Source organism: Marinomonas rhodophyticola (genome assembly GCF_026113935.1).
Lineage (GTDB): Bacteria > Pseudomonadota > Gammaproteobacteria > Pseudomonadales > Marinomonadaceae > Marinomonas > Marinomonas rhodophyticola.
Genome location: NZ_JAPEUL010000009.1, coordinates 870,125 through 894,416 on the forward strand (window position 1 = coordinate 870,125; position 24,292 = coordinate 894,416).

The 24,292-nt window shown below is 43.9% G+C and carries 16 protein-coding genes and 6 pseudogenes; 5 read left to right on the forward strand and 17 right to left on the reverse strand.

Going from position 1 to position 24,292, the window contains the following annotated elements; translation table 11 throughout:
* Positions 1-145: 145 nt before the first annotated feature.
* The 4 genes and pseudogenes from ONZ52_RS18950 to glnA form a co-directional block, all read right to left on the reverse strand.
* Positions 146-526 (reverse strand): DUF3461 family protein, encoded by a 381-nt coding sequence (locus ONZ52_RS18950; protein WP_111606735.1) that lies wholly within the window; start codon positions 524-526, stop codon positions 146-148.
* Positions 527-677: 151 nt separating this feature from the next.
* Positions 678-2,109, reverse strand: a pseudogene (ntrC, locus tag ONZ52_RS18955) (nitrogen regulation protein NR(I)).
* A gap of 40 nt (positions 2,110-2,149) precedes the next feature.
* Entirely contained in the window at positions 2,150-3,220 is a 1,071-nt protein-coding gene (gene glnL, locus ONZ52_RS18960; RefSeq protein ID WP_321160373.1) for a nitrogen regulation protein NR(II), read from the reverse strand.
* 240 nt (positions 3,221-3,460) lie between these two features.
* Positions 3,461-4,867: a glutamate--ammonia ligase gene (gene glnA, locus ONZ52_RS18965; protein WP_265220215.1), complete on the reverse strand. Its 1,407-nt coding sequence runs from the start codon at positions 4,865-4,867 to the stop codon at positions 3,461-3,463.
* 332 nt (positions 4,868-5,199) lie between these two features.
* Between glnA and thiI the strand changes: the two are divergent.
* The 4 genes and pseudogenes from thiI (at position 5,200) to dtd (ending at position 11,086) form a co-directional block, all read left to right on the forward strand.
* Positions 5,200-6,652 (forward strand): annotated as a pseudogene (gene thiI, locus ONZ52_RS18970) (tRNA uracil 4-sulfurtransferase ThiI).
* A 218-nt stretch (positions 6,653-6,870) separates the two neighbouring features.
* Positions 6,871-8,478 carry a methyl-accepting chemotaxis protein gene (locus ONZ52_RS18975; protein WP_265220216.1) on the forward strand — a complete coding sequence of 536 codons (1,608 nt, stop codon included), beginning with the start codon at positions 6,871-6,873 and terminating at the stop codon, positions 8,476-8,478.
* Positions 8,479-8,652: 174 nt separating this feature from the next.
* On the forward strand, positions 8,653-10,473 hold the full coding sequence (gene typA, locus ONZ52_RS18980; RefSeq protein WP_265220217.1) for a translational GTPase TypA: 1,821 nt from the start codon (positions 8,653-8,655) through the stop codon (positions 10,471-10,473).
* Positions 10,474-10,651: 178 nt separating this feature from the next.
* On the forward strand, positions 10,652-11,086 hold the full coding sequence (gene dtd, locus ONZ52_RS18985; protein WP_265220218.1) for a D-aminoacyl-tRNA deacylase: 435 nt from the start codon (positions 10,652-10,654) through the stop codon (positions 11,084-11,086).
* 18 nt (positions 11,087-11,104) lie between these two features.
* On the opposite strand, the gene lhpI is transcribed toward dtd, so the two are convergent.
* The 10 genes and pseudogenes from lhpI to ONZ52_RS19035 form a co-directional block, all read right to left on the reverse strand.
* Positions 11,105-12,055, reverse strand: coding sequence for a bifunctional Delta(1)-pyrroline-2-carboxylate/Delta(1)-piperideine-2-carboxylate reductase (lhpI, locus tag ONZ52_RS18990; protein ID WP_265220219.1), 951 nt, complete (start codon positions 12,053-12,055; stop codon positions 11,105-11,107).
* 160 nt (positions 12,056-12,215) lie between these two features.
* Positions 12,216-12,986, reverse strand: coding sequence for a twin-arginine translocase subunit TatC (tatC, locus tag ONZ52_RS18995; RefSeq protein WP_265220220.1), 771 nt, complete (start codon positions 12,984-12,986; stop codon positions 12,216-12,218).
* A 43-nt stretch (positions 12,987-13,029) separates the two neighbouring features.
* Positions 13,030-13,440 (reverse strand): Sec-independent protein translocase protein TatB, encoded by a 411-nt coding sequence (gene tatB, locus ONZ52_RS19000; RefSeq protein WP_265220221.1) that lies wholly within the window; start codon positions 13,438-13,440, stop codon positions 13,030-13,032.
* Between the two features lie 3 nt (positions 13,441-13,443).
* Entirely contained in the window at positions 13,444-13,662 is a 219-nt protein-coding gene (gene tatA / locus ONZ52_RS19005) for a Sec-independent protein translocase subunit TatA (protein ID WP_111606744.1), read from the reverse strand.
* Positions 13,663-13,677: 15 nt separating this feature from the next.
* The gene (locus tag ONZ52_RS19010; RefSeq protein WP_111606745.1) at positions 13,678-14,010 is read right to left on the reverse strand and encodes a phosphoribosyl-ATP diphosphatase; all 333 of its coding nucleotides are present in this window, start codon (positions 14,008-14,010) and stop codon (positions 13,678-13,680) included.
* Between the two features lie 16 nt (positions 14,011-14,026).
* Positions 14,027-15,672: pseudogene (gene ubiB / locus ONZ52_RS19015) on the reverse strand (ubiquinone biosynthesis regulatory protein kinase UbiB).
* Positions 15,673-15,674: 2 nt separating this feature from the next.
* Positions 15,675-16,430, reverse strand: a complete 756-nt coding sequence (gene ubiE, locus ONZ52_RS19020) for a bifunctional demethylmenaquinone methyltransferase/2-methoxy-6-polyprenyl-1,4-benzoquinol methylase UbiE (protein WP_111606747.1) — start codon at positions 16,428-16,430, stop codon at positions 15,675-15,677.
* Between the two features lie 98 nt (positions 16,431-16,528).
* Complete coding sequence (locus ONZ52_RS19025; protein WP_265220222.1) at positions 16,529-18,058, reverse strand: GGDEF domain-containing protein; 1,530 nt, start codon at positions 18,056-18,058, stop codon at positions 16,529-16,531.
* Positions 18,059-18,074: 16 nt separating this feature from the next.
* Positions 18,075-18,485 (reverse strand): thiol:disulfide interchange protein DsbA/DsbL, encoded by a 411-nt coding sequence (locus ONZ52_RS19030; RefSeq protein WP_265220223.1) that lies wholly within the window; start codon positions 18,483-18,485, stop codon positions 18,075-18,077.
* Positions 18,428-18,694, reverse strand: coding sequence for a thioredoxin domain-containing protein (locus ONZ52_RS19035; protein WP_265220224.1), 267 nt, complete (start codon positions 18,692-18,694; stop codon positions 18,428-18,430). Before ONZ52_RS19035 ends, ONZ52_RS19030 begins: the two co-directional genes overlap by 58 nt.
* A gap of 236 nt (positions 18,695-18,930) precedes the next feature.
* On the opposite strand from ONZ52_RS19035, the pseudogene yihA reads away from it, so the two are divergent.
* Positions 18,931-19,576: pseudogene (yihA, locus tag ONZ52_RS19040) on the forward strand (ribosome biogenesis GTP-binding protein YihA/YsxC).
* Between the two features lie 80 nt (positions 19,577-19,656).
* On the opposite strand, the gene gshA reads toward yihA, so the two are convergent.
* The 3 genes and pseudogenes from gshA to astD all read right to left on the reverse strand — a co-directional run bounded on the left by gshA (position 19,657) and on the right by astD (position 24,274).
* On the reverse strand, positions 19,657-21,249 hold the full coding sequence (gene gshA, locus ONZ52_RS19045; RefSeq protein WP_265220225.1) for a glutamate--cysteine ligase: 1,593 nt from the start codon (positions 21,247-21,249) through the stop codon (positions 19,657-19,659).
* Positions 21,250-21,411: 162 nt separating this feature from the next.
* Positions 21,412-22,759, reverse strand: a pseudogene (gene astB, locus ONZ52_RS19050) (N-succinylarginine dihydrolase).
* A 43-nt stretch (positions 22,760-22,802) separates the two neighbouring features.
* A pseudogene (astD, locus tag ONZ52_RS19055) lies at positions 22,803-24,274 on the reverse strand (succinylglutamate-semialdehyde dehydrogenase).
* Positions 24,275-24,292 lie beyond the last annotated feature (18 nt).

A 24,292-nucleotide genomic window follows, 5' to 3' on the forward strand; every position in this document is an offset into this window, starting at 1 on the left:
AAATATCACACAATGATCTTTTGCAGAACGTAGGATTGTAGCGGGATTTTTATTGTCAAGTTAGCAAGCACTTTTCTCTTAACGCTGGATTGAGTAAGTAATCCAGCGTTAAGAGAAAGTGCTTGCCGCAGACGTTAGCAGGACATTATTCCATAGCTTGTATTTTTGTCTTTATTTCTTCTATCTTGCTGTTCACCACTTTTTCTAAATGTTCCAATTCTTTGATCAAATCTTCTTTAGTGGCTTTGCTTTCATGTTGTTTGCCAACAATTTTTTCTAGCTCTTCCATCGCACGTAAAACAATGAGCGACGGTTCTTGTACTTGTCGATAAGTTTGTTGACCGCCATCTGCTAGAACGGTTTTGGTTGAGCGACCAAATTTAAACTTTTTGCTCTTAGGTAATAGAGATCCTTTTTCACGACGGTAATAAATTTTCAGTACGTCGTGCCCGCCTTCGTAACGCAAAGTAAATTTTTCAATGTCCTGTATGCTGGTGATACCCATGGACTGAAGTGTTGGATACATAACCATTTTCCCGTTTATTAGTGATCATTTAATAGTCTTTAATTAGTAGGGGATTGTGTCAGTAAAAGCAAGTCCAAAATAGTGGAAAACTGAGATAATGCAGGCAATTTATGAATAGATTGACCTGCATTACTTTTTTCACAGCGATGTTTTAATCTTCGTCGTGTTCAGCGTGATCAATGTTTAGCTCCTTAATTTTTCGAGTCAAGGTGTTGCGTCCCCAACCCAATAAAAGCGAGGCGTCTCGTCTACGTCCACCAGTATGGGCAAGAGCGGTTTCGATCATAATTCGTTCAAACTTAGGTACAGCTTGATCTAGAATGCCTTTTTGTCCTGTGGCTAGGGTGTTGTCTACCCAGTTTTTAAGCGCTTCTTCCCATGAAGCAAAAGGTTGTTCATGAGGAACGGCGGCAAGTAGTTCAGGGGGTAAATCTTCTACCAAAACTTCACGGCCAGACGCCATAACGATTAACCAGCGGCAGGTGTTTTCTAATTGACGAACGTTACCAGGCCAATCAAGTTGGGTCAGATAGTTTTCTGTTTCTTTGGTCAGTTGCTTTGGTTCAACGGCTAACTCTTCTGCGGCTCGACTTAAAAAATGACGGGCTAATTTGGGAATATCCTCGCGTCTTTCTGCGAGTTTAGGCAAATGAATACGAATAACATTCAAGCGGTGAAACAAATCTTCACGGAACGATCCTTTTTGTACTAGATTCTCTAGGTTTTGATGCGTGGCGGCGATAATCCGAACGTCTACTTTAACGGGAGTGTGACCACCTACTCGATAAAATTCACCGTCAGCGAGAACACGTAATAGGCGTGTTTGTGTCTCTGCTGGCATGTCACCAATTTCATCCAAAAAGAGAGTGCCACCGTTGGCTTGTTCGAAACGACCGCGTCGTTGTGTATTGGCCTAGTAAAGGCGCCCTTTTCATGGCCAAACAATTCCGATTCAATTAAGTCGTGCGGAATGGCCGCCATATTAAGGGCGATAAAAGGGTTGGCAGAGCGAGGACTGTGAGTATGCAAAGCCTGTGCGACGAGCTCTTACCTGTTCCTGATTCACCGTTAATTAATACGGTAATATTCGATTTTGCGAGTCGGCCGATAGCTCGAAACACTTCCTGCATAGCGGGAGCTTCACCGATAATTTCTTTGTCTACCTGCGGCTCAGCTTCGATTTCCATATTGTCCGTGCTAGGTCTGGCATTACGGTGGTGCAGCATGGCGCGTTTCACCAAACTGACCGCTTCCTCAACATCAAAAGGCTTTGGCAAGTATTCAAATGCGCCACCTTGATAGGAGGCGACAGCACTTTCGAGGTCAGAGTGTGCTGTCATGATAATAACCGGCAAGTAGGGATGATCTTTTTGCAGTTTTTCTAATAGTTTTAAACCATCCATGCCCGGCATACGGATGTCACTAATAATGGCGCTTGGCTGTTCCTTATCAATCATATTGACAAGATTCTCAGCTGAATCAAACAGGCGACATTGAATCCCTTCTTGTTCTAACGTTTTCTCTAGTACCCAGCGAATAGAGCGATCGTCGTCAACAATCCATACGGTTTCTTCTGGTGTCATGAGTGTTTCTCCTGGTCTTGGACTGTCATCTCAATGGGAATTAATATATTAAATTCGGTTTTTTCGGGTAACTGTTGCATTCAATAATGCCATGGTGCTGATGAATAACGGATTGCGCGATAGACAGCCCTAAGCCTGTTCCATCGGCTCGTCCGCTGACCATGGGATAAAAGAGGGTTTTGAGAATGGCTTCAGGAATACCTGGGCCATTATCAATAATGCTGATTTTGCATACCAAACGATGACGTTTAGAGCCGATGGTGAATTGGCGTAATGCACGTGTCACCATATGAATGGTTTTATGGCGATTATCAGCATCATCCATTAGTGCCTGCATGGCGTTTCTGGTGATGTTGAGCAAAGCTTGTATAAGTTGAGACTCATCACCAATTAAGTCTGGAATACTAGGGTCATAATCTCGAATCAATTCAACCTGGTTGTCGGTTTCAACTGAAATGAGTTGTCTTACGCGTTCAATAACTTTGTGAATATTGAGAGGTTTGTTTTTTGGCAGTTGTCTCGGCCCCAGGAGTCGGTCAACAAGGTCACGTAAACGATCTGATTCTTCAATGATGACCTGTGTGTAATCGTTCAATGCTTCGTCAGTGAAAGCACGGCTGATTAACTGTGCCGCCCCGCGGATGCCGCCAAGTGGGTTTTTGATCTCATGAGCGAGTCCACGGACCAGTTCTTTACTGGTTTCATGGTTGGCAATGATTTCGTCTTCCTGCGAAATACGTTTCATCCTGTCCCTCGGATACAGTTCTATGATGATACTTTCTGTATCGTTAGAGGTCCCCATAATCGGTGTGACGGTGTAGTCACAAAAAAGCTTTTTATTGTTATTACACTCTATTTCCGCTTCACGTTTTGTGAATGGATGACCTGACTTGATGGCAGCATACAGTGCTTGAATACTGTCCTCGTCTTCCCGAAAAGCGGCACCCAGATCATGGCCATAAATTCGACGTCGACTGACGGCGAGCAACATTTCGGCAGCAGGGTTTAAATACTCGATCTCTAGTTTGTCACTCAGCTGAATAACGGCGGTAGATAAATGGTCGATTAATAAGCTATACACAGTATGTGCCTCATCTGTTGACTCCTGCATTTTTGTTGCTATTTAAAGTCTGCTCTTCTCTATATGCTAGATTAATTGCAAAAAACGAACCAACATTGGGCATGGTGAAGTGGCTTGTTTAGTAAGGTTTTTGTGTAAAGAAAAAAATCTATTGCACTATTATAGTGCGAATGAGCGACTGTGTTTATTTTGGGGCAAAAAAAGCTGAGATGTGCTCAAAAAAAGCCTCGAACAAGGTCGAGGCTTTTTGGTATTTAGTTGCTTTTGAGCTTATGCGCTGTAGTACAGTTCAAACTCAAGTGGGTGAGTTGTCATAGACACACGGCGAGCTTCTGCTGATTTCATAGCAATGTAAGCATCAATCATGTCATCAGAGAATACACCACCTTGTGTTAGGAATGCGCGGTCTTCATCTAGACATTTTAGCGCTTCTTCCAAGCTGCTAGCCACAGTAGGGATAGCCAATGCTTCTTCTGCTGGTAGGTCATACAAGTCTTTGTCTGCTGCATCGCCAGGGTGAATCTTGTTTTTGATACCATCAATACCCGCCATCAACATAGCAGAGAATGCTAGGTATGGGTTAGCGGTTGGATCAGGGAAACGCGCTTCGATACGTTTGCCTTTAGGGCTTGAAACGTATGGGATACGAATAGACGCTGAACGGTTACGAGCTGAATAAGCTAGCATAACAGGTGCTTCGAAGTGAGGCACAAGACGCTTGTAAGAGTTCGTTGAAGCGTTAGTGAACGCGTTCAATGCTTTAGCGTGCTTGATGATACCGCCGATGTAATAAAGCGCCATTTCAGATAGACCAGCGTATTGATCGCCAGCAAATTGGTTTTGGCCATCTTTCCAGAAAGATTGGTGAACGTGCATACCAGAACCGTTGTCGCCAACGATTGGTTTTGGCATGAAAGTCGCTGTTTTGCCGTACGCATGAGCAACGTTGTGCACACAGTACTTAAGAATTTGAACTTCATCTGCTTTCTTAACGAGAGTGTTAAATTTAACACCGATTTCGTTCTGGCCAGCTGTTGCTACTTCGTGGTGGTGAACTTCAATAACTAAGCCCATGGTTTCCATAGCGCCACACATAGCGCCACGAAGGTCGTGGTGAGAGTCAACTGGTGGCACTGGGAAATAGCCGCCTTTTACGAAAGGACGGTGACCCATGTTGCCGCCTTCAAACTTCTTGTTAGAAGACCAAGCTGCTTCTTCAGAGTTGATCTCTACAGAACAACCTGACATGTCAGTTTTCCACTTAACATCATCAAAAATAAAGAATTCTGGTTCTGGACCAAAGAATGCTGTATCGCCAAGACCAGTTGATTTAAGGAATTCTTCGGCACGTAGCGCAACAGAGCGTGGGTCGCGGTCATAGCCTTGCATTGTAGAAGGCTCAATGACGTTACAACGAACAATTACTGTAGACTCTTCGGTGAAAGGATCGATAATCGCAGTATCATCCTGTGGCATCATGATCATGTCGGATTCGTTAATGCCTTTCCAGCCAGTAATGGAAGAACCATCAAACATCTGACCGTTTTCAAAAAACTCTTCATCTACCGTAATAGCTGGAATAGTTACGTGTTGTTCTTTACCTTTAAAATCGGTAAAGCGAAGGTCAACCCACTTCGCGTCATGCTCAGCAATCAAGGCAAGGGTCTTGTTTGACATAGTTGTTCTCCAGTCGTAGTGAAAGCGAAATTACTTTTCGTTTATAGAGTGCTTCAATATAAAGCGCCATTTGTCGAATATAAAGCATAACTTGTGCCAGAATTTTGTGCGGTCTAATAAAGTCTTATATTACAATAAGATAGAATTTTTTAATTTTACAGTGCACTTATTGGTTGCCAAAAAAGGTCTATAAAAAAGTCTTAATGATTCATTTTGGTGCGCAATGTTGTGCTTTTGTTCTTTTTTGGTGCAGTTTTGGTGTTTTCGTATTGAGACGCTTTTCTTTATAATATTTGTCTTCTTTTTAATCTCCGGAATGAATCGCATCTCCTATGAAGTTTATTGTTAAGTTCTTTGCAGAAATCACTATTAAAAGTCGTCCAGTACGAAAAGCGTTTATTAAGCAGCTTAAGCACAACATTAAGTTGGTGCTTAAAAAATATGACTCTGATGTGATTGTTTCGGGTAATTGGGATTTCATTGAGGTGTTTTCAGATAGGGATGAGCGACGAGAGGATTTCATACAGGCTCTTTCCAATATAGCTGGCATCGCGCATTTTCAGTATGTTCGCGAATTCCCGCTGACAGGCTTGGATGATATTGTCGAGCAAGCGGCAGCTTCTTATGGGGATGTCATTAAAGGGGCTGTGTTTGCGGTTCGAGTAAAGCGTGTTGGTCAACATGATTTTACTTCCATTGATGCAGAACGATACATTGGCGGCTGTTTAAGAGCCCCGTTGTGGTGCTTTGGCTGTACGCTTGAAAGACCCCGAAGTGTTAGTGCCTATTGATATTCGAGACAATCGAGTTTGGATGATTGAGCAACGAGTTAAAGGTCTCGGAGGATACCCACTTGGGTCCCAAGACCCTGTGTTGTCATTGATGTCAGGTGGTTATGACTCAACCGTTAGTTCTTATTTGACCATGAGCCGTGGTTTGAAGACGCATTTTTGTTTTTTTAATCTCGGTGGTGATGCTCATGAAATAGGTGTTAAGCAAGTATCCAACTTTATTTGGGAAAAATACGGTTCGGCATTAAATGTGAAATTCATTACCGTGCCTTTTGAAGCGGTTGTTGGTGAAATTTTAACCAAAGTCGACAATTCCGAAATGGGCGTTATTTTAAAACGCATGATGTTGCGTGCTGCTTCTCAGCTAATGAAAGAGGTGGGTGCGAAAGCCCTAGTCACGGGGGAAAGTGTGGCTCAGGTATCTAGCCAAACGTTAATGAACTTAAAAGTGATTGATCAAGTGACGGAAGAACTGGTGTTACGTCCTTTGATTACCACGAATAAGCAGGAAATAATTGATAAAGCGATTGAGATTGGTACGGCCCCTTTTGCGGCCAGTATGCCTGAATTTTGTGGTGTTATTTCTGTGAAACCAACAACACGAGCAAAAATGCATCGTGTTGAAAAGCAAGAAGCCAATTTTAACTTTGAGGTTTTGGAACAGGCCATAGCGAATGCAAGCATTGTATCCATCCAGAATGTAATGGACGATGTGGCAAAACAATATCAAGGTGATGTGCCTGTGGTCCGCATGCCGGTTGGTGACGAAGTTATTATTGATATTCGCCACCCAGACGAAGTAAGTAATCGTCCACTAAAAGTCAGTGGTCGGCCTGTTAAAGCCATCCCCTTCTTTGCTTTAGAGTCCAGCTGGAGCGATTTAGAGCGAGAGGTGACGCATTTATTGTATTGTGGCAAAGGTGTTATGAGTCGAATGCAAGCGTCTTATTTATTAGGCAAAGGGCACGAAAATGTAGGAGTCTATTTGCCCTAAAAACACACAACATATTAAATTGTCATTCTAATTTCTTGGCTGCATTTTAATGTACTTTTAAACACTTACATTAGGTAACAGTCGTTATTTTTTGGTTTACAAACTATTACTTAATACAGAAAGGCTCTTGATTCATATCAAGAGCCTTTTTTTTATGCTGCCTATGCTTGTTGCCCTTTAAGTCTATTGGTTTTTGTTCATTTTAAAGAGGGCGAGGAATGCCACATACAGCGATTAGAAAAGAGCGTGTTGTGAATCTTGATGCGAATATTTTGTCGATCACCGATCTCAATAGTGCCATAAAGTACGTGAATCCTGAGTTTGAAAAGGTGAGTGGTTATCAGTCAGATGAGTTAATTGGGCAGCCTCATAATATTATACGTCACTCAGATATGCCCGCATTAGCCTTTAAAGATCTTTGGGGGCATTTACAGTGTGGACAATCTTGGATGGGGATTGTAAAAAATCAGTGTAAAAATGGCGATTATTATTGGGTTGACGCCTATGTTAGCCCCATTTGCTGTAATGGGGTGATTACAGAATATCAATCTGTTCGACGCAGCCCTGAAAAAAATGTTCGCGACAGAGCGGAACAGCTCTACCAGAACAGCTTATTAGATGAAAAAAAGGCTTTTAGAAAATTACGAAGGCCGAAGTTGTCATTGTTCCAGAAATTGCCACTAATTATTTCGTTGTGTTTTGGCTTGTCTTTTGTTGGTGCTGCTTTTCAATTAATTTGGTTAAAAAGTGTATTTGAATGGGGGGCTTTGTTTGCCTGTTTAATCAGTGTAGAGAGAGTGTTAAGACCACTTAAAAGCGTTCTTGAAGAAGCAAAAATCATCTCAGATTCATCGTTGGCTATGTATCTTTACACTGGCCGGACGGATGAAGTAGGTCAGCTGCGCCTTGCCATGATCCGGTTACGTGGTGAGACCGCAGCGATTATGGGGCGCATAAGTGATTTTGCTAAAAATGTGAGGGCAAGGCAGTCAACAATATGTGCCAGTATTGATAGTAAGCAGAGAGCTTTTAATACTTTATCGGATGATTTTTGCCTAATTGAGCAGTCGTCACAAAATATGGTCTTGGTAACGGAAGCGGCGTCTTTGTCCGTTCAGAAAAGTGAGGCTAATGCTAACATGGCAAAAAGTTACATGGCGGAAGGACGAGAGGGAATGCAGTCCTCTCGATCGGCAATGAATCGTGTCTGTCAGCAGGTTGAAGAAGCACGTGACGGGTTATTGAATTTAAACGCCGATAGTAACGCAATTTCTTCTGTTGTGGCTGTTATTCGAGAGGTTGCTGAGCAAACAAACTTATTGGCGCTTAATGCCGCAATTGAAGCCGCAAGAGCGGGTGATCAAGGACGAGGTTTTGCCGTTGTGGCCGATGAGGTCAGAGGGCTGGCAAATCGTACATATCATTCAACCGAAGATATTGTTGCTGTTATGGAGCGTCTGCAAAAAGGGTCTATGTTAGCATTATCTAAAATGGAGCAAGCCTATCTTGTTGCTCAAGAAAGCCAAGTGAGAGTGAATGCAGCAGAACTTAAATTGATTGAAGCTCAGGCAGAAATCGAATCGGTGCATCAACAAATGCAAGAAACGGCGAATGCGATGCTAAAACAAAATGTCTGCGCAGGTGACATCAGTAATCGAATGGTTAATGCGGTAAAAGTAGTCAATGGATTGGTTTTACACGGTGAGCAAGACGCAAAAGAGTGTGATAAGGTAAATGTGCAGGTTCAACAGATGGAAGAGCTTGCCGCGCAATTTTGGTCACAAACACTAGACCAGCCTGTTCGTGAAAAAGGCATCAAAAAATGAATATTTGAATATTTTATTGACTTTTTTAGCCACTTTAATGGGATATTCACAAATATCAGGGTACAATTGCGCGAATTTTACCCCGCACCAAGATTCGAGACGCTTGAAGAGCATACTTGTTCGTATCAAGCGGCGTTACATCTTTTTGCTCACGCTAAACGCAGAGAACTATAAATGTCTAATGATATCAATAAGTTACGTAACGTAGCTATTATTGCCCACGTTGACCACGGTAAAACAACCTTGGTTGATCAGCTATTAAGCCAATCTGGCACATTGGATCGTAAAGATCAAGGTTCTGAACGAATCATGGATTCTAACGACCAAGAAAAAGAACGTGGCATCACGATTTTGGCGAAAAACACGTCAATCATGTGGAACGACTACCGTATTAATATCGTGGATACACCTGGACACGCCGATTTTGGTGGTGAGGTTGAGCGTGTATTGTCTATGGTTGATTCTGTACTTTTGTTGGTTGACGCTGTGGATGGTCCAATGCCGCAAACGCGTTTTGTAACCTCAAAAGCATTTGAGCGTGGCCTACGTCCTATCGTTGTTATCAACAAAATTGACCGTCCAGGTGCTCGTCCTGATTGGGTTATGGATCAAGTGTTTGATTTGTTCGACAGTCTTGGTGCAACAGAAGAGCAGTTAGATTTCCCTGTTATTTACGCGTCTGCTATCAACGGTATTTCTGGTAATGATCCAGAGAACATGGCGGAAGACATGACGCCGCTGTACCAAATGATTGTAGACAGTGTGCCAGTGCCAGATGTTGACCCAGATGGCATGTTCCAAATGCAGATTTCTGCATTGGATTATGATGCTTATGTCGGTGTTATCGGTATCGGCCGTATCACACGCGGTAGTTTGTCTCCAAACCAGCAGGTTGTTGTTAAGTCTGCTGATGGCAAAGAGCGTAAAGGTAAAGTGTTAAACGTGAAGGGCTATCATGGTCTGGCGCGTGTTGATACCGATAAAGCCGGTGCTGGTGATATCGTGTGCATTACGGGTATTGATGGCTTGAGTATCTCTGATACCTTATGTAATCCTGATTGTGTTGAAGCATTGCCAGCATTGTCAGTGGATGAGCCGACGGTAAGTATGACCTTTATGGTCAACGATTCTCCTTTTGCCGGTAAAGAAGGTAAATTTATTACCACTCGTAATATTTCAGACCGTCTTGATCGAGAGCTTATCCATAACGTGGCATTGCGTGTTCGCCAAGGTGAAACACCGGATAAATTTATTGTATCTGGCCGTGGTGAGCTACATCTTTCTGTATTGATTGAAAACATGCGCCGCGAAGGCTTTGAGATGGGGGTTTCCCGTCCTGAAGTGGTCCAAAAAGAAGTCGATGGCAAAATCCACGAACCTTTTGAGCGTGTCGTTATCGACGTTGAAGAGCAACATCAAGGTTCTATCATGGAAGAGCTTGGTTTGCGTAAAGCGGAATTGACCAACATGGAACCCGATGGAAAAGGTCGTGTGCGTCTTGAATTCATGGCGCCTTCTCGTGGTCTAATCGGTTTCCGTGGTTTGTTCCTAACGCTCACTTCTGGCTCTGGTATTATGACCAGCGTATTTGATCATTACGGTCCTGTAAAAGACGGTGATGTAGGTGGTCGTCAGAACGGTGTGTTGGTCAGCATGGTGACAGGTAAAACAGCGGCGTTTGCTTTGTTTAACCTACAAAGCCGTGGTCGTTTGTTCTTGGGTCACGCGGTTGAAGTATATGAAGGTCAGGTCATCGGTCTTCATTCACGCGATAATGACTTAACGGTTAACCCAGTTAAAGGTAAGCAGTTAACGAACATGCGAGCCTCTGGTACGGATGAAGCTTTGACCTTGACGCCACCGATTCGTCACACGCTTGAACAAGCACTTGAGTTTATCGAAGACGACGAGTTGGTAGAAGTGACGCCAGTCAGTATTCGTATTCGTAAAAAACTATTGACTGAAAACGAGCGTAAACGCGCTGGTCGTAAGTAATAGCGATTTTTGAAAAGGTATGAAAGTACCCTTTACAAAGAGCAGCAGCAAATGAATTCATGCAAATGAATTCGTGAGCGACAGAAGCGCCTTCGGGCGCTTTTGTTTTTTCTAAACTTTGTTAAAGTCAGGTGTTTTATTTAGCTGAGTGAGTATTGGTAAGTAAAAGGAGATAGGGATGAAAGTCTTGGTGCAGCGAGCGTTAAATGCGAGCGTTGTTGTTGATGGTGACATCATCGGCGCAATTGATCATGGTCAGCTAGTATTGGTCGGTATTGAGAAAGGTGATACCGAGACGGACACTCAAAGGCTGGCTGATAAATTGTTGAAGTACCGTATGTTTAGTGATGAAGAGGGCAAAATGAACTTAAATGTTCAGCAGGTTTCTGGTGGTGTCTTATTGGTGTCGCAATTTACCTTGGCTGCTGAAACTAAGAAAGGTTTGCGTCCTGGCTTTTCTACAGCCGCAATTCCAGAAGAGGGAGAGCGTCTGTTTAATGACTTTGTGAATAAAGTGCGTGCTCAATACAGTAAGGTTGAAACAGGGCGTTTTGGAGCCGACATGAAAGTCTCTTTTACCAATGATGGCCCTGTTACCTTTATGCTTGATTAAGTCTTATATTTGGTTGATTTACGGACGGTTCAGCAATTGGTAAACATGATAGGCACTGGCTACATCGGCAAGAGCAGTGCCAACCGATTTAAATAAAGTGGTTTGGCTGTTGTTGAGTCGACCTTTTATTGTCCCATTACACAGCTGCGCAAGTTCACCTTGTAGGTGATCCTCCTTGATGCAGGCCTCCTCCAGTGGGATTAAAATATCGCCCGCTTCGTTTAATACATTCAAGAGGCTATCGACAATGACATGCGACATTTTAACGGTAGCGGAGTCGCATTCTCGACAGTGTCTGTGGTGATTACCCACCAGATCTATATGAGTGCCAGCAGCAAGAGAGGCGCTTTTAAATAAGGGGGTTGGGCTGCCAGTGGCGCAACTGATGATATCGACGCCAGTAATCACTTCTTCATAATGTGCACATACCTCTACGTTAAGGTCGGGGCGAATATGTTTGATTTTTTGTTGTACCTTGCGCATTTTTTCTTCTGAGCGACCATGAACATAAATGGTATGAAGTGGTCTAACGCTGGCGTGGGCGAGTGCCATATAAGGCGCTAATTCCCCTGTGCCAAACAAGAGAAGTGTGCAGGCATCTTCCTTTGCCATATAGTTAGCAGCCAGAGCTGATACAGCTGCGGTTCGCCAATACGTTAGACTGGTGCCATCGACCAGAGCGAGCGGCGCGCCAGTTGGTCGAGAAAAAAGTAACACTTGGGCGGCGACAGTGAGGCGTCCTTTTTCTGGGTTTTCCGGATAATGAGTGAAGGATTTCACGCCTAATACTTCTTCTGTCCATGCGGGAAGAACCGCAAACGTATCATGCTTATCCAACGAGCCGCTGGGTAAAGGGTATATTTGTCTTTGTGGCATTCCAAAACTCTGTTGGAACGTTTTCTCAATCGCTGGAATCAGTGTTTCAAAGCTCAATACTTGGTTGACAGCATTCGCATTTATTATCTGCATAGCGGGAAAGCCTCTCAATATACGTTAGGTTGTTCAGCACAATAGCACTCTGGCATAAATCGATGAAGAGTCGTTTTGTTGAGAGAGGGCGGTGATATAAAAAAAAAAGCACTTGAATTAGGTTCAAGTGCTCTAAAAAATGATGGTTAAGTTTGAGGTTTTACTGAGCCGACTGAGTGCTTTCACTCCGCTCTTCGCTACCATCGACAACCACTTTAACAGTGCGTCCCGCCAAAAGGCCCAATTCAAACAGCAACCACATAGGTATGGCTAGCAAAGTTTGCGAGAAAATATCAGGCGGTGTGATCAACATGCCAACGACAAAGCAACCTAGAAAAATATAAGGGCGCTTTTTTGCTAAAGCCGCAACGGTTGTCACACCGGCTTTGATCAGCAAGTAGGTAGCGACAGGAATTTCAAAGGTGACGCCAAACGCAAAGAAGAGTTTGAGTACAAAGTTTAAATAATTATTAATATCAGTCATGACCGTGACTTCGCCAGGTCCTACTGTCGTGAAAAAGCCAAAAATCAATGGCAGAACAATGTAATAGGCAAACAAGATGCCAGCATAAAAAAGGAAAATACTGGACACCAATAAGGGTATCGCAATTTGTTTTTCATTTTTGTACAAGGCTGGGGCAATGAAGGACCATGCTTGATACAGGGTATAAGGAACAGAGATTAAAACAGAAACAAAAAATGTCAGCTTTAGGGGGGCTAAAAAAGGCGAAGCGACTTCTGTTGCTATTAATGAGCTGCCAGGAGGTAGCAAAAGTCGTAATGGTTCAGACACAATAAGGTATAAGTCGTTGGCAAACGCATATAGGCCAACAAATAAAATCAGTATCGCTAAAACCGACTTTAGTAAACGATTTCTAAGCTCGAGAAGATGAGCAACCAATGGTGCTTGATTTGAAGAATCTGTACTCATAATGCGTCACATGTCCGCGTATAGTTTGTCAAAGTTCGTTCCGTTAAGGACGAGATGTGGCTTCAGGCGTTTTCTCTGTATGGTTTGCCGGTTGGTCGATCTCTATCGCTGTGTCTGCTTTTAGTTTATCGGATAACGGTGCTTGTTCTGCTTCAATGTTCGCTTGAGCGTCTTTATGCTCAGCAACTGGTTCTTGAGTTGCCACGGGTAAAATCGTGTTTTGAATAGCACGTTCCTCTTTTAAAAGGCGTTGATTCGTTTCACTGATTTTTTGCTGAAGTTCCTCTTGATCAAGCTGAGCATTAATTTCTCTTTGTACGGAATTAATACTGCGTTTTATTTTACGCACCCACAACCCAGCCATTTTAGCAGCATGAGGCAAACGTTCAGGGCCGAGCACTAACAGGCCAACAACGAAAACAACAAGCAGTTCAGAAAAGCCAATATCGAACACAGCTTAGGCGCTCTTATCGTCTTTTTTGACATCAGCATCAATCACTTTGTGCTGGGCGACTTTGTCATCTTCTGCTTTGTCGTCTTTATCAACGGCTTCTTTAAAGCCTTTTACGGCTCCGCCTAGGTCCGACCCGAGATTTTTAAGTTTTTTGGTGCCAAAGATAAGAATTAGGATGGCTAATACGATCAAAAGTTGCCAAATACTGATTCCACCGAACATATTTTTCTCCCATTTTTATTTGTTACGATTGGCTTTTTCGTCTAAGCCAGACAAGTTGAATCGACGTGCTAATTCATCCAATATCGCCTCTGGGCCAATATCTAAATGAGATAACATGACAAGTGTGTGAAACCAGAGATCTGCTGTTTCATAAATCAAATCAGACTTATCGCCAGAGATGACAGCATCTTTCGCAGCAATGATGGTTTCAATGCTTTCTTCGCCTACTTTCTCTAGGATCTTATTTAATCCCTTTGCGTGTAGACTAGCAACATAAGAAGAATCAGCGGCGGCGGTTTTACGTTGTTCTAGAGTGGCTGCTAACTCAGCCAATACATCGGATCTCATTATAATCTCTCGAATGTTACGGTTTTAAGACAAGTAGGTAAAGGCCCACAAGAAATAAGCCTAGGCTAGCTATATCAGCGGTTTGTAAGTGTTCTAGTGACTCAGGGTCTGTCACCATCCAAGCGCTTGCCAAACTCAATATGCCCAACAAACGAAAGGGGGTGTTTTTACGTCCTTTTTGTAATTCCTTACTAAGTTGCTCAATGGCTTGGGTTTGTGCTTGCATACGTTCTTCTTGATGGGACATTTGAGACAATGCCGTATAAATCAAGTTAGGAATTTGTGGTAATTGGCCAGCCCACTGTGGTGCTTGTTTGCGCACTTCTTCCATGACACGTTTTGGTCCCATTTGTTCACTCATCCATTTTTCTAAGAAGGGCTTTGCCGTTACCCATAGATCCAAATCTGGATACAGTTGACGTCCTAACCCCTCAATGTTCAATAATGTTTTTTCCAATAAAACCAACTGGGGTTGTACTTCCATGTTAAAGCGACGTGCCGTTTGGAATAATCCAATGAGTACTTGACCAAAAGAAATGTCTTTCAGTGGTTTTGCAAACATGGGTTCGCAGACACTGCGGATAGCCGATTCAAAAGCGTGTACAGGAGTGCCTTTTGGTACCCAGCCACTTTCCACATGCAGTTCGGCGACTAAACGGTAATCGCGTTGAAAAAATGCCAGAAGATTTCGAGCTAAGTAGCTCTTATCAGCATCGTCTAAGCTGCCCATGATCGCGCAATCAATGGCAATATATTTAGGTTTTTTGGGGTTACTTACATCAACAAAAATGTTGCCTGGGTGCATATCCGCATGGAAGAAACTATGTGAGAAAACTTGAGTGAAGAAAATTTCAACACCACGTTCTGCCAAGCATTTCATGTCCACGTTAGCTTTGTTCAGGGCTGCAATATCGGCAACAGGAATACCTGAAATACGTTCCATCACCATGACATTGCGATGACTGAAATCCCAGTACACTTGCGGTACATAAAGCAGATCAGAGTGAGTAAAGTTGCGCTGCAATAAACCGGTATTGCCAGCTTCTTTGGCAAGGTCTAGTTCATCTAAAATAGTGTATTCGTAGTCGGTTACTACCTCTACTGGTCTTAAACGACGACCATCGGCGCTCATATTCGCAACAAGATGGGCCAAGGTGTAAAGCAAGCTGATGTCTTTGCTGATGGTTTTTTCTATATGAGGGCGGATCACTTTCACTACTACTTCTTCGCCAGAGTGCAGTGTTGCAGTGTGAACTTGGGCAATGGAGGCGGAAGCTAATGGAGTAGCTGAAAATTTAGCAAAGAGCCTCGGAAACTGGGGCTTTTAAATCTCTTTCAATAATAGCTTGAGCGACATGGCCTGGAAATGCCGGCACCTTGTCCTGAAGCTTTGCTAGCTCATCAGCAATGTCATCATCCAGTAAATCGCGCCTCGTGGATAATATTTGTCCAAATTTAACAAAAATAGAGTTCCAAAGACTCTAGTGCTAGCCTCAGTCGCTCGCCTCTATTTTGTTGTGCACGTTTACGCCCAATAGCGCACACAGCGCCAAGCGTATAACGAATGTACCAAGGCAGTAGACCAAAAGGAATAAAGACATCAAGGCGAAATCGAACGACGGTAAATACAATACGCAATAAGCGAAAAACACTGGTTAGCATAACTAGAATTTAAACCCTTTATGAAGCGCAACAATGCCGCCGGTTAAGTTTTGGTAACTGGTACGCTCAAATCCAACATCATCCATCATGCTTTTTAGTGTTTCTTGGTCTGGATGCATGCGAATGGACTCAGCAAGATAGCGGTAACTGTCGGCGTCATTAGCGATCAACTTGCCCATGGCTGGTAGTAAACGGAAAGAATATTGATCGTAGACTTGTGATAAGAGTTCGGACTCAGGCTTAGAAAATTCAAGCACCAATAAACGTCCACCTGGTTTTAATACACGGTACATAGAGGCGAGTGCTTTGGATTTATCCGTCACATTGCGCAAACCAAAAGCAATGGTAATGCAGTCAAACGTATCGTCGGGAAATGGCAGTGCTTCTGCATTGGCTTGGACAAATTTAACATTACCGACCACACCTTGGTTAGCAAGCTTATCACGACCGACTTTTAGCATAGAATCGTTAATGTCAGCGAGAATAACCTGACCTTGTGTACCTACAAGACGAGAAAATTTAAGGGTTAAATCTCCTGTGCCACCAGCGATATCAAGAACGCAATGCCCAGCGCGGACACCAGATTGACTAATAGTATGACGTTTCCAAAGGCGATGGATACCACCGGACATCAGGTCATTCATGATGTCGTATTTTGCGGCTACGGAGTGAAAAACTTGTGCGACCGCTTTTACTTTTTCGTCGGTTGGGATTTCTTTAAAGCCAAAGTCAGTGGTTTTTTTCTGATCGTCTTGCATAAACTACTTCATCCTACTGGCGGTATCATGCGCCATATTCTTTATTTAAGCGGTTATTGTAACCGTGTCGGCAAGGCACGGGTACTGCTTTATCAGTACTATTTGTGTGCCATGACCTTATTTCGTCCTGCTTCTTTCGCTAAATAGAGCTGCTTGTCGGCGCGAGAGAACAAGGATTCCGGTTCTTCTTGAGTATGCAATTCCGCGACTCCCATTGAGACGGAGATAGAAACGGGTTCGCCTTGCATATTAAAAGGGGTTTTGATAACAGCAAGGCGAATGGCCTCTGCACGTTCTATGGCCTGAGCGAGCGTGGTGTTGGGGAAAATAATGACGAACTCTTCACCGCCATATCGGAAAATCAGATCCGTTTTATCCAGAACACTACGAATTTGTTTTGGCACCAGTCTAAGGACCTTATCGCCAGCCAGATGCCCCCATGTGTCATTAACTTTTTTAAAATGGTCTATGTCGCAAACGGCTAAGCAAAGTGATTTTTGGTTTTTCTGTGTGACTTTACACAAGGGCAAAATGGTGTCTTGATAGGCTGTACGGTTAGGCAAATCTGTTAGCGTATCTGTCATTGCTTGGGCAAGTTTCTCTTGTAATAACGAGCGCAAGGATACCGTATCTTTTTCCATTCGAGTGACCTTGTTTTTTAGCAAGGTAATGGACTGTGTAGCATGCTTTTCTTGTTCGACCATTTTGGTCTTGTATTCTGTCATGGTAGTGGAAATAGTCGACAACCTATCGTTGATAATGGCTTTAAGGCTGTCTAGGTCATCGGCGCTGTTAACGGCTTTTGAGGTATCACTCACTTGTTTTTGTAGTTTTGTATTAAATCCTTCGCGGCTTTCAGATAAAGATTTTTGTGAAAAGTAGCTGCTGGAAATAGATTCGTTGATGCTGGCCAGTTGCTTATTTAGTTGATTGAGATAATTGGTCAGGCTTTCTTGATTTTTGCCGATCGCAATCATAATCAAGCTGATAACTTCATCCAGCAAACTGGGCAGTTGCTGTAAATTATTATTGCCGAGTAGTGCTTTCTTTAAGTCAACAACGTCTTCGTCGTAATGACTAGGCAAGGACAAATTATTCATGAGGCCTGCCAGAGTATGGCTAATTTGCATCATGATGTCTTGATCATTTCTTTGTGAATCGCTTGTGCTACGGTTTCGATTGAATAAGCGTTTAAAAAACGAACTGCGTGCGGGATCGACTTCTGCTTGGCTGAGAGTGTTTTCTGCCAGCGTTAGAAAGCCTTTTAACAGTTGAGGCCATTGTGAGGCAGACTGCCAGTGTAAGCGTATTTGTGCTTCAAGTTGTTTCTTTTCGTTTTGAGGGACACGTTTACTTTCTTGCTTTTCAAGAAGGTTGATAAGCTCTTCTAAAACGCTTCGAACTTGCCTAGCTCGGCTTGCTTGTGCCTCGTCGCTTTGAATTAATAGAGGTTCCGCATTGTTAAGAACCTCTTGTATTTCTTCAGCATTGGCACCTTTGGTAATGGCTTGCCGTATTTGGCGTACGACGGAATCAAGTTTTGGGTCGTTTCCTTCAGCCAGCATGCTGGTTCTAGAAACCGCTTTACGTAACACTTCAATCAGTTTGTCACTGGATGATTCCGTCATATTTCACTAAGTCCTACTATTTTTGACGTTCTTTCTCGATTAAGAAGTCAACCACTTTAAAAATGTTTTCATTGCCATTGGCGCTTTCCGCACTGACTAAATACTTACCATTGACAATAATGCCAGGAACGCCACGTGCACCGTAGGCACGTATTTTTGCATCGGCTTGGCTTAGGCGACTGTTGACGGCAAAAGAATCATACTGTTTACGGAAGTCATCTTCGTTAACACCGTAGTCGGCAAAAAAGCGTGCCAACGCATCTTCTGAGTTTAGATTACGGCGCTCAACATGGATAGCATTAAACAGATCAGCACGAATTTTATCTTCCATACCAAGGAGATCAGCGACATAAAAGGCTTTTGCATGCGCTAACCAGCCACGTCCAAATACAGCTGGCAAGAATTTGAAGTCAACATCACTCGGCAAGTCTTTTTCCATGCTTGGACAAGAGGTTCTAGGCTGTAGCAATGTGGGCAACCATACCAAAAGATTTCGGTGACTTCGATTTTATTTGGATCACTGGTTCTCACAGGGGTTTTGATTGTCGTATAACCATTACCATCACTGTATTCCGCGGCAACCGCAGAGAGAGGAATCAGTAAAGAAAAGATCAGTGCTGACAAAAACTTTATCATGGAGTGCTCCTAGTTATATCTGTTTATAAGGTATTCATACATGATGCACAGAATTTCAGTAGAATACGATTCTATCAGAGCTCTAGCGCGCTGATTTTCCAGTAAGTTTACATGAAATTTACACGCATCTCCTTTTGCTGTGAACAACATGGCATATCATCGAGTTTGCTGGCATTATATACAGCAAATGAAATAAACCTAAATGCCAATTCGAATCTACTGATGAATACCAACTTATGACCCCTTTTGACTCTACTTTCCAATCTGCACATTTTATCAAAAGTGCCGAAAAACTTTCTCAATGTCCTTTAGACCAAGGTGTCGAAGTGGCATTCGCAGGACGCTCGAATGCGGGTAAGTCTACCGCCTTAAATACCTTGACGAATCAACGTAAGTTGGCACGTACGTCTAAGACACCAGGTCGAACACAGTTGATTAACTGTTTTGGGACTCAATGTCGATGATCGTCGTCTTATTGACCTTCCTGGTTATGGTTTTGCGAAAGTGCCGATCGCCATGAAAAAAGTGTGGCAAGCGCACATGCAAGACTACTTGATGAATCGCCGTTCATTAGCGGGCGTGGTTCTCGTGATGGATATTCGTCATCCATTGAAAGAGTTTGATGAAATGATGCTCGACTGGGCGAAATCTAACCGCATGAAAGTGCATGTGTTATTAACTAAGTCTGATAAGTTAAAACGTGGGCCAGCTAAATCGACCATGTTGGCTGTACAGCGTGTGATTAAAACATTGGGTGTTGATGGTTCAGTACAGACTTTTTCTTCTTTAAGTGGTGATGGTGTCGATGAGTTGCGCACGAAACTGGCAGAATGGTTAGTGCTTGATAATCTTGAAGATATTCCAGTATCACCAAACGCTTAATCATTTTGTAGGTCGTGTCTTTATCCTTAAAAAGGGATGTCGACAAAAATGTCGGACTAAAGCCACGACCTACAATACATTCATTGTGGTGTTAAATATGCCGCTAGGAAAGTATCAAAGTCCACTTCATCAGCGGCTTCAATGGCTGCTTGGTCTTGTAAAGAGCGTTCTGCTTTGTCCATAAACTCACGAGTCAGTTCCTGAGTTAATGGGCAAGCCATCCATTGAGCTTGTTGTTCTTTTGACAACGCTAACATGGCACTTTGATAGCCTTGTTGTGCTTTGCAACGCGCTAACAACTGTGCAGAAGGCAGCAGAGTTTCGTCAGCCAGTTTCTCTTTTTGGATTGCTACTGCTTGCTGATAGGCTGCATTCCCTGTTTTTTGCGACAAAAAATTAGCAACTTGGGTTAACTCATCAAGCATCTGCTCGGCTTTGTGGCGCAATTTAATTGGGCCTTTGCCAAAATCAAAGTCCATCTCCAAGTCACGACCATGGGAAGCAATTTCTTGCTGCATTTTACGCAGTTGTTTGCATTCTTCACTGCCAAGATGCTCGTCGCCACGCAACATGCAGTAAAGCAAAAACACATCAATAAAATACAAGGTAGACGATTGCATACCGATAGAAGAACTTGGATCTAAGTCCATAATGCGTACTTCAATGTATTCAACCCCTCTCGCATGCAAGGCAGCGCTTGGGTGTTCGCCTGGCTGCGTGACACGTTTTGGACGAATATCACTGTAATATTCGTTTTCAATCTGCAACAGATTGCTATTAAGCTGACGATATTGCCCGTCCACTTTTACGCCGATGTCTTGGTAACGTTGATAGGGTGTGCGTAATGCATTTTTGATGGTGCTGATATAAGTATCGACTTCGTTATAACAGACGTACAGATCGGCTTGGGCTTTATTTTGATAGCCAAGATCGCTCATACGAAGTGACGTTGCTTTCGGGCCGAACCAAGTATGCTTTTCAAGTGTTGTTAAGCTGTCTGGCTTTTTGGGTAAAAAACTGTCGTCGATGGCTGGAGAAGCCCCAAACAGTAATGAAAGCATCCAAGAGCTGCGGCGAAAGTTGCGAATCAAAGCGAAATAACTATCAGACTGGAAGGTTTGTTTTTCGCTGGCAGATAACGCCGTTTTGCCTTTGTATTGCTCCAAAAATGTCCAGAAGTCTTTATCAAAGGAAAAGTTATAGTGCATACCTGCAATACATTGCATGATGCGACCATAACGATTGGACAAACCTTCACGGTAAACGCGTTTTAGTTTGCCAGTATTGGATTCGCCATAATAGGCAATCGGTACATCATCATTACCAGCAAGGTAACAAGGCATACTCGCGGGCCACAAACATTCGTCTTGATTAAATAGCTCATGGTTAACCAAGTTATGAATGTCTTCTAGCTCCTTGATTACCCCTTCCACGCTTGGATGAACACCCGTGATAAATTCCATGAGAGATTCAGAATAATCCGTGGTAATAGAACTATGAGTCAGTGCTGAGCCTAATGTTTTTGGGTGGGGCTTATGGGAAATGCGGCCCTCAGTGCGATCAACTCGTAACGCTTCACGTTCCACACCGCGGTGGAATGTGAGTGCTGATGTTGTCGCGGCTTGTTGGCAGTGGGCTGCCAACGCTTGCAAAGCATCGGATAAGGTGGTCAAGAAGTCTTCCTTCTATTGAATAAGGCCAAATTTAATTTGCAAGGATTGTACTCGGCAGAGCTTATTCGCAGCAAGCAAGAGATACTCTGTGCGCATTAATTACAGAATTCATGGCCTGTGTTTCTCTTAAGCCTGTTCTAGATCCATTTAACGAAGAATAAATTAGGTCTGAAATTCATAAACGTTACCTAAATTCAATATTTTGGTGAGTTCATCCAACGCAGTACGGCTTTCTATTAGCAGTTGAGGGTCCGCCAAATCTTGTTCGTGTAGCTCGTCTCGATAGTGTTTATCTATCCAGACATTTAAACGTTCAAACAAAGTATTATTCATTATAGTGGATGGATTAATCGCCGCTTGTTCAGCTTGCGTTAAAGCAACGCGAAGTCTTAGACAAGCTGGACCACCGCCGTTGCTCATGCTTTGTTTGAGGTCGAAGACTTTGATCTCATTGATTGGTGATTGACCAGCCACTAGGCTATTTAAATATGCCCAAACCGCTGGATTATTTTCACATTCTCCCGGTACAACCAGCACCATGTCATCGTCACCACGGCTTAATAATTGGCTGTTAAACAGGTAAGACTGAATACAATCTTGCACCGATACAGCGTTGCTTGGTACTTCAATCAGGTGAAACTGAGATGCTCTGTCGCCCCAAGCTGTGAGCAAGTCTTGCTTCATTTTAGCCGTGTCCAAGAAGGCTTCTTGGTGATAGAAGTGCGCATTGCGATTACCCACGGCGATGACATCATTGTGGAAGACACCAGCGTCGATGACGTCTGGATTTTGCTGAGCATAAACCACTTGATTGGCTGATAATCCATGACGACGAGCCACCGCTTGAGAGGCTTCTAAGGTATGGCGAGCCGGGAATTTAGCCGGTTTAGGGGCGTTGCTGTTGAAGGCTTCCATGCCGTAGACAAAGAATTCGATGCCTTGTTCGCCATAGCTATGGCAAAAACGTGTATGGTTCGCTGCACCTTCGTCACCAAAGTGGTCGACGCTGGGCAAAGCGGGATGATGGGCGAAGTGTTTTTCGTCGTTGAAGGTGGCTTGCAAAATTGCGCCAGTGGTTTCGTGCTCTATGGAGCGGTGGAATTTATTCACTAAGTTGGCTGGCGTGAAATGCACGCGTTTGTCATGGGTGTCGCCACTTGGCGAGACGGTTGCGGCATTGGCGGTCCACATACAGGACGCGGAACTAACCGCAGCAAGCAGCTTGGGGGCTTGTCTGGCAGCTTGTTCCAATATGCTGGCGTCTGTTCCTGAAAAGCCTAAACGACGCAGTGTTGGGATATGTGGTCGTTCGTGTGGGGCAAGTACGCCTTGTACAAACCCCATATCTGCTAAGGCTTTCATTTTGACCAAGCCTTGTTTGGCTGCCGCTTTTGGATTAGATGGACGTGCGGAGTTATTTAATGAAGCGACGTTACCAAAAGATAGGCCGCTGTAGTTGTGGGTTAGGTACCACTAAGCCGTCAAAATTGGCTTCTGTCGCTGTATTCATCATTACCTCTAAATATCGTTAGTTTGGTTTTGTATTGAGGCTGCTATAGCGTCAAACCATGTGCAAGCTTTTCGGGCATGGTTAGGCTATCAGCTTCAATACTGGCAACGGGGTACGCGCAATAATCTGCAGCATAGTAAGCACTGGCTCTGTGGTTGCCGCTGGCGCCCGTACCGCCAAATGGTGCATTACTTGATGCGCCAGTAGTTTGGCGGTTCCAGTTGATGATGCCTGCTCGGCTGTGTTGTAGGAACCATTCGTACTCTGCAGCGTCGTCGGACAAAATACCGGCCGATAAGCCAAATCTTGTGTTATTAGCGATGCTCATGGCTTGATCCAAGGAATCATAGCGAATCACGGTAAGCAGTGGGCCGAAGTATTCTTGGTCTGGCAGTTCGTCTAGCATGTCGGTGGCATCGATAATGCCCGGTGTCACGAAACCTGTTTGGCTATCGCCGCGGGTCATTTCTAAGATAGGAGATGCCCCTAGCTTAATCAGTTTTTGGTAGGCTTGCAGTAAACCGTCAGCCGCTTGCGCTGATACAACAGGCCCCATAAAAGGCTGTTCGTCAGCGTCAAAGCGATCAATCTTGAGCGCTTTGGTTGCCGTTACTAAAGCGTGCAAAATGGCATCGCCTAGCTTGCCTTTGGGCAATAATAGACGACGGGCGCAAGTACAACGTTGCCCCGCAGAAATAAACGCCGACTGAATAATTTCATGTACCGCCGCACGTTGATCCGCGATTTTTTCAGATACCAATAATGGGTTATTGCCACCCATTTCTAGCGCTAAAATTTTGCCCGGATGGCCAGCAAAGTCTTTATGTAAAATGTGACCAACTTGAGGGCTGCCGGTGAAGAATAATCCGTCGATTTCTTGATGATTTGCTAGGGCGACGCCTGTCTCACGCTCCCCTTGAATCAAGTTAAGTACGCCAGCTGGCAAGCCTGCTTTTTCCCATAATTGAACGATTAGGTCAGAGGTCGCGGGTGCTTGTTCGCTTGGTTTAAAAACGACGGTGTTGCCAGCAATCAGCGCTGGCACTATGTGCCCGTTAGGTAAATGCCCCGGGAAGTTATAGGGACCAAATACGGCAACGACACCATGTGGACGATGACGCAGACGCGCAGTGGCTCCAGGCATTGGCGTGGTTTTTTCCCCGTTCGTTCGTGGTAAGCCTGTATAGATATGGCTACTTTTCCGACCATGGCGGCGGCTTCGGTGCGCGTTTCCCAGATTGGCTTACCTGTTTCACGGCTGATAACGGTCGCTATGTCTTCGCTGTGTTCTTTAACTAGAGCTGCGAAGGCTTCAATAACACTTAAACGCTCTTCTAAAGGACGGTTTGCCCAACTAGGAAAGGCAGTACGAGCGGCTTTGATAGCAGCGTCGACTTGTTCAGCTGTGGCGGTATGAGCTTGCCATACTAAACTGGCGTCCGCTGGGTCGATAGAGCGTAGTAACTGGCCTTCGCCTGCTAACCATTGGCCATTAATATAATGTGCTTGTTTCATGATAGCTCCTGTTAATTC

Coding starts and splice junctions, on each gene's coding strand:
- ONZ52_RS18950 (WP_111606735.1), bottom strand. CDS start 526: ATGTATCCAACACTTCAGTCCATGGGTATCACCAGCATACAGGACATT.
- glnL (WP_321160373.1), bottom strand. CDS start 3,220: ATGCAGGAGTCAACAGATGAGGCACATACTGTGTATAGCTTATTAATC.
- glnA (WP_265220215.1), bottom strand. CDS start 4,867: ATGTCAAACAAGACCCTTGCCTTGATTGCTGAGCATGACGCGAAGTGG.
- ONZ52_RS18975 (WP_265220216.1), top strand. CDS start 6,871: ATGCCACATACAGCGATTAGAAAAGAGCGTGTTGTGAATCTTGATGCG.
- typA (WP_265220217.1), top strand. CDS start 8,653: ATGTCTAATGATATCAATAAGTTACGTAACGTAGCTATTATTGCCCAC.
- dtd (WP_265220218.1), top strand. CDS start 10,652: ATGAAAGTCTTGGTGCAGCGAGCGTTAAATGCGAGCGTTGTTGTTGAT.
- lhpI (WP_265220219.1), bottom strand. CDS start 12,055: ATGCAGATAATAAATGCGAATGCTGTCAACCAAGTATTGAGCTTTGAA.
- tatC (WP_265220220.1), bottom strand. CDS start 12,986: ATGAGTACAGATTCTTCAAATCAAGCACCATTGGTTGCTCATCTTCTC.
- tatA (WP_111606744.1), bottom strand. CDS start 13,662: ATGTTCGGTGGAATCAGTATTTGGCAACTTTTGATCGTATTAGCCATC.
- ONZ52_RS19010 (WP_111606745.1), bottom strand. CDS start 14,010: ATGAGATCCGATGTATTGGCTGAGTTAGCAGCCACTCTAGAACAACGT.
- ubiE (WP_111606747.1), bottom strand. CDS start 16,430: ATGCAAGACGATCAGAAAAAAACCACTGACTTTGGCTTTAAAGAAATC.
- ONZ52_RS19025 (WP_265220222.1), bottom strand. CDS start 18,058: ATGACGGAATCATCCAGTGACAAACTGATTGAAGTGTTACGTAAAGCG.
- ONZ52_RS19035 (WP_265220224.1), bottom strand. CDS start 18,694: ATGATAAAGTTTTTGTCAGCACTGATCTTTTCTTTACTGATTCCTCTC.